The 14,506-nt window shown below is 67.8% G+C and carries 11 protein-coding genes and 1 riboswitch; of the genes, 5 read left to right on the forward strand and 6 right to left on the reverse strand.

From position 1 onward, the window contains the following. Positions 1 to 88: 88 nt before the first annotated feature. The 5 genes from A5733_RS20880 to A5733_RS20900 all read left to right on the forward strand — a co-directional run bounded on the left by A5733_RS20880 (position 89) and on the right by A5733_RS20900 (position 7,906). A complete protein-coding gene (locus tag A5733_RS20880; RefSeq protein ID WP_076241520.1) occupies positions 89 to 1,456 on the forward strand; it encodes a hemolysin family protein in 1,368 nt (455 codons plus the stop codon). Next, positions 1,449 to 2,540 (forward strand): hemolysin family protein, encoded by a 1,092-nt coding sequence (locus tag A5733_RS20885; protein WP_076241521.1) that lies wholly within the window; start codon positions 1,449 to 1,451, stop codon positions 2,538 to 2,540. The genes A5733_RS20880 and A5733_RS20885 overlap by 8 nt, the downstream gene beginning before the upstream one ends. Continuing rightward, positions 2,533 to 3,426 (forward strand): 3-methyladenine DNA glycosylase, encoded by an 894-nt coding sequence (locus A5733_RS20890; protein WP_233152750.1) that lies wholly within the window; start codon positions 2,533 to 2,535, stop codon positions 3,424 to 3,426. The genes A5733_RS20885 and A5733_RS20890 overlap by 8 nt, the downstream gene beginning before the upstream one ends. Before the next feature lie 78 nt (positions 3,427 to 3,504). Next, entirely contained in the window at positions 3,505 to 5,679 is a 2,175-nt protein-coding gene (locus A5733_RS20895; RefSeq protein WP_076241523.1) for a malate synthase G, read from the forward strand. Positions 5,680 to 5,734: 55 nt separating this feature from the next. Further along, positions 5,735 to 7,906 carry a substrate-binding domain-containing protein gene (locus tag A5733_RS20900; RefSeq protein ID WP_076241524.1) on the forward strand — a complete coding sequence of 724 codons (2,172 nt, stop codon included), beginning with the start codon at positions 5,735 to 5,737 and terminating at the stop codon, positions 7,904 to 7,906. A 182-nt stretch (positions 7,907 to 8,088) separates the two neighbouring features. Here the strand turns inward: A5733_RS20900 and gcvP are convergent, their stop codons facing one another. From gcvP to gcvH, 6 genes are all read right to left on the reverse strand, one after another. Beyond that, entirely contained in the window at positions 8,089 to 10,923 is a 2,835-nt protein-coding gene (gene gcvP / locus A5733_RS20905) for an aminomethyl-transferring glycine dehydrogenase (RefSeq protein ID WP_076241525.1), read from the reverse strand. Between the two features lie 156 nt (positions 10,924 to 11,079). Next, a riboswitch (glycine riboswitch) is annotated at positions 11,080 to 11,178 on the reverse strand. Positions 11,179 to 11,203: 25 nt separating this feature from the next. Then, positions 11,204 to 11,824, reverse strand: coding sequence for a MerR family transcriptional regulator (locus tag A5733_RS20910; RefSeq protein ID WP_067773469.1), 621 nt, complete (start codon positions 11,822 to 11,824; stop codon positions 11,204 to 11,206). 239 nt (positions 11,825 to 12,063) lie between these two features. Continuing rightward, a complete protein-coding gene (locus tag A5733_RS20915; protein WP_067773467.1) occupies positions 12,064 to 12,558 on the reverse strand; it encodes a bifunctional nuclease family protein in 495 nt (164 codons plus the stop codon). Positions 12,559 to 12,679: 121 nt separating this feature from the next. Beyond that, positions 12,680 to 13,432: a MerR family transcriptional regulator gene (locus tag A5733_RS20920; protein ID WP_142254125.1), complete on the reverse strand. Its 753-nt coding sequence runs from the start codon at positions 13,430 to 13,432 to the stop codon at positions 12,680 to 12,682. A gap of 3 nt (positions 13,433 to 13,435) precedes the next feature. Further along, the gene (gene garA / locus A5733_RS20925; RefSeq protein WP_067773461.1) at positions 13,436 to 13,918 is read right to left on the reverse strand and encodes a glycogen accumulation regulator GarA; all 483 of its coding nucleotides are present in this window, start codon (positions 13,916 to 13,918) and stop codon (positions 13,436 to 13,438) included. A 190-nt stretch (positions 13,919 to 14,108) separates the two neighbouring features. Further along, complete coding sequence (gcvH, locus tag A5733_RS20930) at positions 14,109 to 14,504, reverse strand: glycine cleavage system protein GcvH (protein ID WP_067773458.1); 396 nt, start codon at positions 14,502 to 14,504, stop codon at positions 14,109 to 14,111. Positions 14,505 to 14,506 lie beyond the last annotated feature (2 nt).

Here is a 14,506-nt window from a genome sequence, read left to right on the forward strand (position 1 = left end):
GGCAACACCAGGCACTGCTGAGCGCCGACGACGACCCTTCTCCTAGTCGGCCGGGCCATCGGCCGGGCCGCTGCTTGGTGAGGATCTGATGGGCGGCTCGACGGACCTGGTGCTGTCCTTGTTGTCGATCCTCGCGATCGTGGTGTTGACCCTGGGCACCGCGGTGTTCGTGGCGGCCGAGTTCTCCCTGACCGCACTGGAGCGCAGCACGGTCGAGGCCAACGCCCGCACCGGCGACCGTCGCGACCAGCTGGTCCGTCGGGCGCACCGCACACTGTCGTTCCAGCTGTCGGGCGCCCAGGTGGGTATCTCGATCACCACGCTGGCCACCGGTTATCTGGCCGAACCCGTCGTCGGAGAGTTGATCCGGCCCGGTCTGGACGCCATCGGCGTGCCATCCAGGTTCGCCGGCGGCCTGTCGCTGTTCCTGGCGGTCCTTATCGCGACGTCGCTGTCGATGGTGTTCGGCGAGCTCGTGCCCAAGAACCTGGCCGTGGCCCGGCCGGTCCCGACGGCCCGGGCGGCAGCACCGTTGCAGGTGCTCTTCTCGATGCTGTTCACCCCGGTGATCCGGATGACCAACGGCACCGCCAACTGGATTCTGCGCCGACTCGGCATCGAGCCCGCCGAGGAACTGCGCTCGGCGCGCTCGGCTCAGGAGCTGGCCTCGCTGGTGCGCAACTCCGCCCGTAGCGGATCCCTCGACCCCTCCACGGCGTTGCTGGTGCACCGCTCGCTGCAGTTCGGCGAGCGCACCGCCGAGGAGCTGATGACGCCGCGATCCAAGATCGAGGTCCTCGACGCCGGTGATTCGGTCGCCGATCTGATGGAGGCCGCGATCCGGACCGGCTATTCGCGCTTTCCGATCGTCGAGGGCGACCTCGACGAGACCATCGGCGTGGTGCACGTCAAGCAGGTGTTCGCGATCCCGCGCGACGAACGCAGCCGCACGCGGCTGGCCGGACTGGCCCTGCCGGTGGCCACCGTGCCCTCCACCCTCGACGGTGACGCCGTGATGACCCAGATCCGGGCCAACGGCCTGCAGACCGCACTCGTGGTCGACGAATACGGCGGCACGGCGGGCATGGTGACGGTCGAGGACCTGATCGAGGAGATCGTCGGCGATGTGCGCGACGAGCACGACGACGCCACCCCCGACGTGGTCCCCGCCGGCGCCGGCTGGCAGGTGTCCGGCTTGCTGCGCATCGACGAGGTCGCGGCCGGCACCGGATTCCGTGCGCCCGAGGGCGAATACGAGACGATCGGCGGGTTGGTCCTCCAGGAGCTGGGCCACATACCGGAGAACGGCGAGGCCGTGGAGCTCACCGCGTTCGATCCCGATGGCGATCCCGACCGGCCGGTGCGATGGCTGGCCACCGTGGTGCGCATGGACGGTCGTCGCATCGACTTGCTCGAGCTCACGCGCCTCGACGGCCGGGAGGACAGCCATGGGTGACATTCTGGGCGTGCTGTTGACCGTGCTGCTCCTGGCGGCGAACGCGTTCTTCGTGGCGGCGGAGTTCGCGCTGATCTCGGCTCGCCGGGACCGGTTGCAGGCCCTGGCCGAACAGGGGAAGCGCAGCGCCGTCACCGTGATCCGGGCCGGCGAGCACCTGTCGCTGATGCTGGCCGGTTCCCAACTTGGCATCACGATCTGCTCGATCCTGCTGGGCCGGGTCGGCGAACCGGCTGTCGCCCACCTGCTGGAGATGCCGTTCGGGTTGCTCGGGGTCCCCGACGCCGTCCTGCACACCGTCTCGTTCATCGTGGCGCTGGCCGTCGTGGTGATCCTGCATGTGCTGCTCGGCGAGATGGTGCCGAAGAACATCGCGATCGCCGGGCCCGAGACCGCCGCGATGCTGCTGGTCCCGCCGTACCTGGTGTACATCCGCGCCGCCCGGCCATTCATCGCGTTCTACAACTGGTGCGCCAACGCCACCCTGCGGGCCTTCCGCGTCGAACCGAAGGACGAACTGGAATCGGCCGTGTCGACGGTCGAACTCTCGGAGATGATCGCCGAGTCGGTGTCCGAAGGGCTGCTCGACACCGAGGAGCACGGCCGGTTGACCCGGGCCCTGCAGATTCGCAGCCGCACGGTCAGTGACGTGGCGATGCCGTTGGACGACATCCACGCCATCCCGGTCGCGGCCGAGGGCAGCGGTCCGACGGTCGGCGCGGTCGAGCAGGCCCTGACCGAGACCGGTTACTCCCGCTTCCCGGTGACCGACACGTCCGGGACCGCCATCGGTTATCTGCACATCAAGGACGTGTTGCCGCAGCTCAACGATCCCGATGCGGTGGTGGACGTGGCGATGGTGCGTCCGCTGCCGCGGGTGCCCGCCTCGTTGCCGCTGCCCGACGCGCTGTCCCGGATGAGACGCAGCAACAGTCACCTGGCCCTGGTGATCGCCGACGGCACCGCCGCCGACAACCCCGACGGTGCCGATCCGGTCGGCGGCACCGTCACCGCCATGGTGGCGCTGGAGGATCTGGTCGAAGACCTGGTCGGCACGGTGCGTGACGGTACGCACCGTGTCTGAGCTGACGCTCTCGGCGATCGAACGGGTTCTCGACGAACCTGACTGGACCGCTGCCGAGGAGCGTCACCGCGACCGCGTCGAGCGCTTCGTGGCGCCGCACCGGCGCCGGCAGGAGCGCGGCGAGGCGCACCCGGTGTGGGACTTCCTATTCACCTACTACAGCCTGCGGCCGCGCCAGTTGCGACGCTGGCATCCCGGCTTCGGCGCAGTGTTGGGCGGACCGGCCGCGCGGCGCTATCTCAGCGTCGGCGGTTACACCGAACACGCCCGCGGGGTCACCGTCGGGCATGACTATTTGGTCACACGCGCGGCGACCGTGCGGTTCGTGGCACGCCTGATGCGCGCCACCGCTTCGCGGACACCGCGGATGAACTGTTTCGGCCTCCACGAATGGGCCATGGTGTACCGCTCGCCCGAGATCCGCCACGGCCAGGTGCCGTTGCGCCTCGGTGCGACCGGAACCGATGCGGTGGTCGAGTCGATGCCGTTGCGGTGCAGCCATTTCGACGCGTACCGCTTCTTCACCGAAGCCGCCGCCGGCCGCAACGACCGAGCGCTGAGCCGGGAGCAGCAGATCGACACCGAGCAGCCGGGCTGCATCCATGCCGCCATGGACTGCTACAAGTGGGCCTACAAATTGGGCCCGCTGGTGTCCTCGGACCTGGTGATGGACGCGCTCGAACTGGCCGCCGACGCGCGGGCGTTGGATATGTGTGCCAGCCCATACGACTTGAGGCGCTATGGTTTCGAGCCGATCGCCATCGAAACACCGGCCGGGCGTGCCGAATACGTCAGGGCGCAACAACGCATCACCGAACGTGCGGCTCCCTTGCGGATCACGCTGGCTAACCAGTGTGAGCTGTTGCTCACCGGGCTGGACGGCTGAAAGGCCGACGTTACCAATGGGTAAGCTGGATAAACGGCAGGCGCCGCACGGCGCCTGGAGCCGAGGGAGGAAACGCGCATGACCAATCGCGTGACTGTCGGAAACCTGCGCGTGGCACAGGTGCTGCACGACTTCATCACCAACGAGGCACTGCCGGGCACCGGCGTCGACCCGGACAGTTTCTGGTCCGGCGTGGACAAGGTCGTCGCTGACCTCACCCCCAAGAACCAGGACCTGCTGGCCCGTCGCGACGAGCTGCAGGCCCAGATCGACAAGTGGCACCGCTCGCACGTGCTCGAGCCGGTGGACCCCGAGGCCTACAAGCAGTTCCTCACCGACATCGGTTACCTGCTGCCCGAGCCGGCCGACTTCACCGTCACCACCTCCGGCGTGGACGACGAGATCACCTCGACCGCGGGCCCGCAGCTGGTGGTGCCGATCCTCAACGCCCGCTTCGCGCTGAACGCCGCCAACGCCCGGTGGGGCTCGCTGTACGACGCGCTGTACGGCACCGACGTCATCAGCGAAGAGGACGGTGCCGAGAAGGGCACGGGTTACAACAAGACCCGCGGCGACAAGGTGATCGCGTACGCCCGCAAGTTCCTCGACGAGGCCGTGCCGCTGGCCGAGGGTTCGTGGGCCGACATCACCGAGGTCAAGATCGAAGACGGCGTGTTGTCCCCGGCCCTGGCCAACCCCGAACAGTTCGTCGGCTACACCGGCACGCTCGGTGAGCCGCAGTGGTCGGTGCTCCTGGTGAACCACGGTCTGCACATCGAGGTCCTCATCGACCCCGACTCCCCCATCGGCTCCACTGATGCCGCGGGCATCAAGGACGTGGTGCTGGAATCCGCGATCACCACGATCATGGACTTCGAGGACTCCGTGGCCGCCGTCGACGCCGACGACAAGGTGCTGGGCTACCGCAACTGGCTGGGCCTGAACCGCGGGGATCTCGCCGAAGAGGTCAGCAAGGGCGGTAAGACCTTCACCCGCGTGCTCAACCCGGACCGCACCTTCACTCGGCCGGACGGCGAGGGCGAGCTCACCCTGCCCGGCCGCAGCCTGCTGTTCGTCCGCAACGTGGGCCACCTGATGACCAACGACGCGATCGTGGACGCCGAAGGTAACGAGATCCCGGAGGGCATCCAGGACGCGCTGTTCACCGGCCTGATCGCCATGCACGGCCTCAAGACCGGTGACGACAACGGGCCCCTGCAGAACAGCCGGACCGGCTCGGTCTACATCGTCAAGCCCAAGATGCACGGGCCCGAAGAGGTCGCGTTCACCTGCGAGCTGTTCAGCCGCGTCGAGGATGTCCTGGGCCTGCCGCAGGCGACGCTCAAGGTCGGCATCATGGACGAGGAGCGCCGCACCACGGTCAACCTCAAGGCCGCCATCCTGGCCGCGTCCGACCGCGTGGTGTTCATCAACACCGGCTTCCTGGACCGCACCGGCGACGAGATCCACACGTCGATGGAGGCCGGCCCGATGATCCGCAAGGGCGCCATGAAGGCTCAGCCGTGGATCAAGGCCTACGAGGACAACAACGTCGACGTCGGCCTGGCCACCGGTCTGGCCGGCAAGGCGCAGATCGGCAAGGGCATGTGGGCCATGACCGATCTGATGGCCGACATGGTCGAGCAGAAGATCGGCCAGCCGAAGGCCGGTGCCACCACCGCGTGGGTGCCGTCGCCGACCGCAGCCACTCTGCACGCGATGCACTACCACCAGGTGGACGTCGAGGCCGTGCAGAAGGAACTGGCCGGCAAGACCCGCAGCACGATCGAGGAATTGCTGACGATCCCGCTCGCCGACTCGTCGCTGACCTGGTCGCCTGAGGAGATCCACGAAGAGGTCGACAACAACTGCCAGTCGATCCTGGGCTACGTGGTCCGCTGGATCGACGCCGGTGTCGGTTGTTCGAAGGTGCCCGACATCCACGACGTCGCGCTGATGGAAGACCGTGCCACGCTTCGGATCTCCAGCCAGCTGCTGGCGAACTGGCTGCGCCACGGCGTCATCACCGAAGAAGACGTCAAGGCCAGCCTGCGCCGGATGGCCGCGGTCGTCGACGAGCAGAACGCCGGCGACCCCGCGTACCTGCCGATGGCTCCGGATCCGGAGGCCAGTATCGCCTTCGGTGCGGCGCAGGAGTTGATCCTGTCGGGCGCTGCGCAGCCCAACGGCTACACCGAGCCGATCCTGCACCGGCGTCGCCGCGAGTTCAAAGCGAGCACCGCCGGGAAGTGATTAGACTTCGGCGGGTCCGGATGACTAGACGGCGCGAGACGTACAGGGGTTAGGAATGGGCAGGCACAGCATTCCCGACCCCGAGGATGCGGCCGAAGAGCCCGGCCACGGGCGCATCGGCGACTTCCGGTACTCCGGCGACTACGAACAATCGGGCCGCGAGCCGTCTCGACACGCCGATCACGGTTACCGAGACGAGCCCGAGTACCGTCCACCCCGTTACGCAGACGGTGACGACGACTACGAATCCGATTACCACGACTCGGAGTACGCCGACTACGACGAAGCGGACTACGCCGAAGACGACGAGTACGCCGCCGGTTATCGCGGCGAGTATGCGTCCGGCTATCACGACGAGTACGCCGAAGATCTTGACGCGGACTACGCCGACGACGAGCCGACCACGCAGTTCGGTGCGGTCTCCGATGCCCCGCCCCCGCCCGCTCCGCCGCCGTCCGGTCGGCAGCACGGCGGGGACTGGGACGGCGGCGAATGGACCGGCAGCCACCGCGCGGTGCAGACCGGCCGGCGCGGGGTCAGTGTCGGTGTGATCGTCGCACTGGTCACCGTGGTGGCCGTCGTCGGCGCGATGATCCTGTGGAAGTTCTTCGGGGATGTCCTGGCCGACCGCAGTGACGCCGCGGCCGCCCGCTGTGTCGACGGCGAGCTCGGGGTCGCGGTGATCGCCGACCCCACCATCTCGACGTACGTCGAAAGTCTGGCCAACAGCTACAACGAATCGGTCAGCCCGGTGGGCGACCGATGCGTCAAGGTCCGCGTGCAGTCCGCCGAATCCGACCGGGTGGTCAGCGGTTTCGCCAACGCCTGGCCGAGCGAACTCGGTGACCGGCCGGCCCTGTGGATCCCGGCCAGCAGTATCGCCGAGGCGCGGCTGGAGGCCACCGCGGGCGCCAAGACCGTCAGCGACAGCCGGTCCCTGGTCACCTCCCCGGTGCTTCTCGCGGTCCGACCGCAGCTCAAGGATGCGTTGGCACAACAGAGTTGGGCCACCCTGCCGCAGCTGCAGAGCTCCCCGGCCGCGATGAACGCGCTCAAACTGCCCGGCTGGGGCACCCTCAAACTCGCACTGCCGACACGCAGCAACGGCGATGCCGCCTATCTGGCCGCCGAGGCCGTGGCCGCGGCCACCGCACCGTCAGGCGCGCCCCCCACCTCGGGCATGAGCGGTGTCAACAGCTTGTTGGGCGGACAACCCAAGCTCGACAACACCGAGTTGGGCACGGCGCTGGATGCGTTGATCGATGCGTCCGACCCGGCCACCGCACCGGTACACGCGGTCGCCACCACCGAACAGCAACTGTTCCAGCGGGGTAGCACGCTCGACGACGCCCAGTCCACGTTGGCCGGCTGGGTGCCGCCCGGCCCCACCGCCACCGCCGACTATCCCGCGGTGCTGCTGGCCGGTGACTGGCTGGAGAACGAGCAGGTGACCGCGGCCAGCGAGTTCGCCCGTTTCCTGCGCAAGCCGGAACAGCTCGCCGAGCTGGCCAAGGCCGGGTTCCGGGCCGAGGGGACGACGCCGCCGTCCAGCGACGTCACCGACTTCTCGGAACTGGCCGCGCCGCTGTCGGTCGGTGACAACACCATGCGGGTGACGCTGGCCAACGCCACGGCCACGCCGTCGGAGAGCCGCGCGGTCACCATCATGCTCGACCAGTCGATGCCGACCGAAGAGGGCGGCAAGTCCCGGTTGGCCAACGTCGTGGCCGCGCTCGACAGCCGACTCAAGGCCCTGCCGGACACCTCGGCAGTGGGATTGTGGACCTTCGACGGCACCGAGGGCCGGTCCGAAGTCTCGATGGGGCCGCTGGCCGAGCCGGTGAGTGGGCAACGTCGTTCCGATGCACTGATTTCCACGCTGGATGAGCAGTCGGCGTCCGGTGGCGGGGCGGTGTCGTTCACCACGCTGCGGCTGGTCTACAACGAGGCACTGGCCAAATACCGTGAGGGCCAGGCCAACTCCATCCTGGTGATCACCACCGGCCCACACACCGACCAGAGCCTTGACGGCGCGGGCCTGCAGGAGTTCATCCGCGGCGCGTTCGACCCGGCAAAGCCGGTGGCGGTCAACGTGATCGACTTCGGCGGGGGTTCCGACCGAGCCACCTGGGAAGCTGTGGCACAGGCCAGCAGCGGCACCTATCAACACGTAGCCAGCTCGGCCTCACCCGAATTGGCCACCGCCGTCAACACCCTGCTGGGCTGAACCGGTCGCTTGGGCTGAGCCGGTCGCTTGGGCTGAACCGGTCGCTTGGGCTGAGCCGGTCGCTTGGGCTGAGCCCGCCGCGCCGTTTTCTACCTCAGGGTCGTTCCGAACGACTTAGCACGACCCTGAGGTAGAAATCGACGAGCGTACGCGCTACGCGAACGCTCCAGCTGTTGGGCGCGCTACGCGAACGCCTCCACCGGCGGGCACGAGCACACCAGGTTCCGATCACCGTAAGCCCCGTCGATACGGCGCACCGGCGGCCAGACCTTGGGCCGGAAGCCCTTACCCAACGGGTAGGCCGCCTGCTCACGGGTGTACGGGTGATCCCAGTCGGCGACCAACAGACACTCGGCGGTGTGCGGGGCACCGCGCAGCGGATTGTCATCCACAGACCACAGTCCGGCCGCGACTTTTTCGATCTCGGCACGGATCGCGATCATCGCGTCACAGAAGGCGTCGACCTCGGCCAGACTCTCGCTCTCGGTGGGCTCGACCATCAACGTGCCGGCCACCGGGAAACTCATGGTGGGTGCGTGGAAGCCATAGTCCGCCAAGCGTTTTGCCACGTCGTCGACGGTGACGCCGGTGCTCTTGGTGATCGCGCGCAGGTCCAGGATGCACTCGTGGGCCACCATGCCGTTCTCGCCGGTGTAGAGCACCGGGTAGTACTCATCGAGCCGGCGGGCCACATAGTTCGCCGAGGCAATCGCGGTCAGAGTGGCTGCACGCAGCCCCTTGGCCCCCATCATGCGGATGTAGGCCCAGGTGATCGGCAGGATCGACGCGGACCCATACGGTGCGGCCGAGACGGTGTGCTCGTCGGGCAGCTCGTCGGCGAGCGGATGGCCCGGCAGGAACGGGGCCAGGTGTGCGCGCACCGCGACCGGCCCGACGCCGGGACCACCGCCACCGTGGGGGATGCAGAACGTCTTGTGCAGGTTGAGATGGCTGACATCGCCACCGAACCGGCCGGGCCGGGCCAGACCGACCAGCGCGTTGAGGTTCGCCCCGTCGACGTAAACCTGGCCACCGACGTCGTGCACGGCCGCGCAGATGTCGGCGACGTCGTGCTCGTACACCCCGTGCGTCGACGGGTAGGTGATCATCAGCGCCGCAACCCGATCGGCATGTTCGGCGATCTTGGCGCGCAGGTCGTCGAGGTCGACGTCGCCGTTCTCGCGGCAGGCGACCACCACGACGCGCATCCCGGCCAGCGCGGCCGAGGCCGCATTGGTGCCGTGTGCACTCGACGGGATCAGGCACAGGTCGCGGTCGGTGTCGCCGCGGGACTCGTGGTAGGCCTTGATCGCCAGCAACCCGGCGTACTCGCCCTGAGATCCGGCGTTGGGCTGCAACGAGATCTGGTCATACCCGGTGATGCCGGTGAGCCAGTCCTGGAGGTCGGCGATGAGCTTGCGTAGTCCCGGATTGTCCGCGGCCGGCGCGAACGGATGCTGACGGCCGAACTCCGGCCAGGTGATCGGCTCCATCTCGGCGGCCGCGTTGAGCTTCATCGTGCACGAGCCCAGCGGAATCATGCTGCGGTCCAAGGCAATGTCCTTGTCCGCCAACGACCGCAGGTAGCGCATCATCGCGGTCTCGGTACGGTAAGAGTTGAACGCCGGATGGGTCAGGAATTCCGATGTGCGCGTGGCGATTCCGGTGTTCACCGGATCAGCCGCGGGTGCGACTCCGAACGCCTCCAGCACGGCGGCCACATGCTCGCCGGTGGTGACCTCATCGCACGACACGGACACGTGATCGGCGTCGACCCGCCACAGGTTGATGCCCTTGGTCTTGGCGGCCGCGATCACCTCATCGGCCCGGCCGGGGACTCGGGCCAACACGGTGTCGAAGAAGGTGTCGTGTACCAGGGCGTCGCCCAGACCCGCCGCGATCGCCGCGGCATGATCGTGCACCCGGCGGGCGATCGCAGTCAGCCCGTCGGCGCCGTGGTAACTGGCGTACGTCGCAGCCATCACCGCCAACAGCACCTGCGCGGTACAGATGTTGCTGGTCGCCTTGTCCCGGCGGATGTGCTGCTCGCGGGTCTGCAGAGCCAGGCGGTAGGCCGGCGCACCGTCGGCGTCCACCGAAACGCCCACCAATCGGCCCGGCAACTGCCGCGCATGTTTGGCGTGCACTGCCAGATAACCGGCGTGCGGCCCGCCGAATCCCATTGGCACACCGAACCGTTGGGTGGTGCCGAACGCGACATCGGCGCCGATCTCCCCGGGCGGGGTGATCAAGGTCATCGCCAGCAGGTCGGCCCCGACGGCCACCAGGGCGCCCCGATCGTGGGCATCATCGACCAGGCTCGTCCAATCCACGACACGTCCGCTCGCACCCGGCAGCTGCACGATGACCCCGAAGAAGTCGCCCTCGGGAAGCCCCTCGCGAAGGTCGACGGTGACGATCTCGATCCCGAGCGGACGGGCCCGGGTGGCCAGCACTGCGGCGGTCTGCGCGTACACATCGGTGTCGACCACCAGACGGTTGGACTTGGACTTCGTCGCCCGGTGCATCAGCGTCATCGCCTCGGCCGCCGCGGTGCCCTCGTCGAGCATCGAGGCATTCGACACTTCAAGGCCGGTGAGGTCGGACACCATGGTCTGGAAGTTCAGCAGCACCTCGAGGCGGCCCTGGCTGATCTCGGGCTGGTACGGGGTGTAGGCGGTGTACCAGGCCGGGTTCTCCAGAATGTTGCGACGCAACACGGCCGGGGTGAAGGTGTCGAAGTAGCCCTGACCGATCATCGAGATCGCGGTGGTGTTCGAGTCGGCCCGCGCACGCAACTCGGCAAGCGCCTGCTCCTCGGTGGCCGGATCGGGCAGGACCTCCAGCCCCGGGGCCACGCCATCGGAGGCCAGTGCGTCGAGAATGCCGGCCGGCAGCGCCTTGGCGGCGAGCTCGTCGAGAGACGACACACCGATCACGTCGAGCATGGTGGTGACGGCTGCGGCGTCCGGGCCGATGTGACGATCGGCGAACCGCGGTTGATGCTGGTCGGACACTAGACTCCCTGAGGCGCAGACGTGCGCAGACGCGCAGACGTCGTAGGCGTCCCTCCCCCTCTGTCGTCGACCCGGTCCGGGCGCCTGAGAGATTCAGCCCCTGCGGGCCTTTCCCCATGGGCGGGTGCTCGACGGCACCACTTTCCAGAGGCATCGGGGCCTGGCGCGGTCCTGGGTGCCTGAGAGGTTGACGGAGAGGTATTGCTCCTTCGGCGTCCGTGACTGGCTGTCACGAAGCTCTCCCGCACGAGGGCGATGCGTCGCCTATCTTACCGGGCGGCTAGCCGATCTTGCGGTCGCGACTCTTGCGCCGCGAGGCCAGCTCGTCTTCGGGCGCGGCGATGGACTCGCCACCGTCGGCGCGCTCGCCCGGGAAGTCGGCGATCGCACCGGTCAGCTCGCGCATCGCACCCGACACCGCGATGCCGAACACGCCCTGGCCGCCCTGCAACAGGTCCACGACCTCCTCGGCCGACGTGCATTCGTAGACCGTGGTGCCGTCGGAGAACAGCGTGATGTTGGCCAGGTCCTGCACGCCGCGCTGACGCAGGTGATCGACCGCGACCCGGATGTTGTGCAACGAGATGCCCGTGTCCAGGAGCCGTTTGACGATCTTGAGAACCAGGATGTCCTTGAACGAGTACAGCCGCTGACTGCCCGATCCGGCGGCACCGCGGATGGACGGGACCACCAGCGAGGTGCGGGCCCAGTAGTCCAGCTGCCGATAGGTGATCCCGGCGATCTGGCAGGCGCTCGGACCGCGGTAGCCGACCAGTTCGTCAGGTACCGAGTCATCGGGGAACAACCCACCCTGGACGGCTTCGCCGGACGGCCTGACAGGCGGCTCCGCGCCGCTTCCGGTGGTCAGATCCAGCTCTTCCTGCCGTGGCGTGTCACCCACTGTGAATCCTCTCGCCGTTCGAACTCGCCCGCGCCATACTCAATGTCCTGCACCACAGCAACCTCTGCCACGGCGGTTTTCGGCAAGCTCGAATGTGTCGAGCATACGCTTCCCGCCGGGCCCGGAATGCCCGCTGCCAAGAAAGTATGGCGCCCGAATCCGCGCCCCGATGACTGCCGCGCCGCGTGTTGACACCGATATGCCCAGTTGAGACGTATCCGTGACCTCGCGGGCGCCGGTCATGTCGCCTTGAAGTCGTCCGGGGAGACGCTGTCCAGGAACTCCTTGAACTTCTCCACCTCGTCTTCGCGGACGGTGCCGGTGGCCTCTTCGTCGTTCTCGTCGGGAATCAGCAACCCGGCCTCGGCCAGCACCGCCTCCTCGACGTAGATCGGCACGCCGACACGCAGGGCGATCGCCACCGAATCCGACGGGCGGGCCGACACCTTGACGTCACGGTCGAAGATCAGGTCGGCATAGAAGGTGCCTTCCTGGAGGTCGACGATGCGCACCTCTTTGAGCGAATGCCCCAGGGCCGTGATGACATCGCGGATCAGATCATGGGTGAGCGGCCGGGCGGGCTCGACACCCTGCTGCTCCAGCGCGATCGCCGCGGCTTCGGACTGACCGATCCAGATCGGCAGATAGCGATCACCGTTGGATTCCCGCAAGAGCAACACGGGCTGGTTCTGCGGCTGCTCAACCCGAATGCCGACCACACGAACCTCAGCCATCTGTGCCTGCCCTCCGCACCGCCGTGCCGTTTCGTCGATTTTTCGTCCGTCGTGCCATTCGCCTGCGCATCCGCTCAAGGACCCGGCGTTGACGAATTAGCCGTCGAAATGAGTCTAGTCCTCAGCGATCCAGAACGTCGCGTACGGCGGACTTGATCAGGGACGTGTGGAGAGTGATCGCCAGGGCGGCCACTTCACGGGCCAGGTCGTCGGCCCGGTCCCGGGCTCCGGCCTTGCCCGCCTTGCCCACCGGGCCGGCGATCTGGGCGATCAGGTCGGACTGCCGGTCGGCCGCGGAGCGGAACGCCCGCAGATGCCGTGGCTCGACACCGTAGTCGCCCAGGGCGCGGGCACATTGGGCGATGACGACGGAGTGTTCGTCGAAAAGCCCGGCCGGCCCGGCGGTGATGATGCCGTTTCGCAGCAGCGCCCCGAGCGTGTCCTCGTCGACGCCCGAACGGGCCAACAGATCTTCCCGGGACAGCCGCACCTGGGTGGGCGCCACCCCGGCAACACCGGGACGGGCCCCGTCGCCCCCGTCGTCCTCGCCCTCGGCGACCGGCACCAGACGGGGAACCCCGTAGGCCGAACCGGTCTGCGGAATCTCCCCGTCCGGCTGGGCGTCCAGCTGCGCCTTGATCACCTTCAACGGGAGGTACTGGTCGCGCTGGGCGGTCAGGATGAACCGCAACCGCGCACAGTCGTACGCGGTGAAGCGCCGGTACCCCGACGCCGTGCGCTGCGGCGTGACCAGTCCCTCGGCCTCCAGGAACCGAATCTTGGAGATCGTGACATCGGGAAAGTCGCCCCGCAGCAGGTCCAGCACGGCGCCGATCGACATCCCGGCCAGTGCAGGTCTGTCGGGGGCAGTCATCGGCTAGCTGCTGGAGCTGCTGTCGTCGTCAGAGCGGGGGCCGGTGAGAAACACCAGGCGGAACTTCCCGATCTGTACCTCGTCGCCGTTGGCCAGCACGGCCGAATCGACCGGCTCCCGGTTGACGTACGTTCCGTTCAGGCTGCCGACATCGACAACCTGGAACTCGCCGCTCTCCAACCGGAACTCGGCGTGACGACGGCTCACCGTGACGTCATCGAGGAAGATGTCGCTGTCCGGGTGACGTCCTGCCGAGGTGGTCGGCTGATCGAGCAGGAACCGGGACCCCGCGTTGGGTCCACGCTTGACGACGAGCAATGCCGAACCCGCGGGCAGGCCCTCGACGCCGGAAACGGCGCCTTCGGTACCGGCCGTTGCGGGCGCATCCAGCTCGTTCAGGAAGTCTGCACGGAAAACCGATGTGGTTTCCACCGTCACGTCTTCCGACGACTGGTCGGCCCCCAAATTGCTGTCTTTGTCCGTCACCCGCTGCTCCTCACTGGCTGCTGTGGCGTTGCCCGGCGTGGCCCCAGCCCATCGTCGGTCTCACCGTCGACCGTACCGCGCCTCAGGCACCATTGTGTCCACCAACGCCGGATCCGATGGGGAAGATCTCTGCGCGCCGGGCACGGTCGAACCGGTCTCGGCGACCGGCCCTCGAAACCCTAACAATCCCTCACTCGGTCACCGCGGCGCGGTAGCCGTCCGCGTCGAGCAAACCGGACAGCGCCTCCTCGAGGGTGCCCTCCTCGAGCCGCAGATCGACCAGCCAGCCTTCGCCGTAGGGGTCGGAATTGACCAGCTGCGGGCTGTCTTCCAGATCCCCGTTGACGGCAACGACTTTCGCGGCGACGGGGGCATACAGATCCGACACCGACTTGGTGGATTCGACCTCACCGAACGCATCGCCCGAGCCCAGTTGGGCCCCGACGTCGGGCAGTTGGACGAATACCACGTCACCGAGCGCGGACTGGGCGTAGTCGGTGATGCCGACGCGCACCGTGTCGTCACCGGTGCGCAACACCCACTCGTGCTCCGAGGTGTAGTACAGGTCGGCTGGGATCTCGCTCACGG

Source organism: Mycobacterium sp. NS-7484 (assembly GCF_001953975.1).
Classification (GTDB): Bacteria; Actinomycetota; Actinomycetes; order Mycobacteriales; family Mycobacteriaceae; genus Mycobacterium.

Excerpts from the sequence above, each read along its gene's own strand:
- A5733_RS20880 (WP_076241520.1), top strand. The coding sequence starts at position 89 with ATGGGCGGCTCGACGGACCTGGTGCTGTCCTTGTTGTCGATCCTCGCG.
- A5733_RS20885 (WP_076241521.1), top strand. The coding sequence starts at position 1,449 with ATGGGTGACATTCTGGGCGTGCTGTTGACCGTGCTGCTCCTGGCGGCG.
- A5733_RS20895 (WP_076241523.1), top strand. The coding sequence starts at position 3,505 with ATGACCAATCGCGTGACTGTCGGAAACCTGCGCGTGGCACAGGTGCTG.
- A5733_RS20900 (WP_076241524.1), top strand. The coding sequence starts at position 5,735 with ATGGGCAGGCACAGCATTCCCGACCCCGAGGATGCGGCCGAAGAGCCC.
- A5733_RS20915 (WP_067773467.1), bottom strand. The coding sequence starts at position 12,558 with ATGGCTGAGGTTCGTGTGGTCGGCATTCGGGTTGAGCAGCCGCAGAAC.
- A5733_RS20920 (WP_142254125.1), bottom strand. The coding sequence starts at position 13,432 with ATGACTGCCCCCGACAGACCTGCACTGGCCGGGATGTCGATCGGCGCC.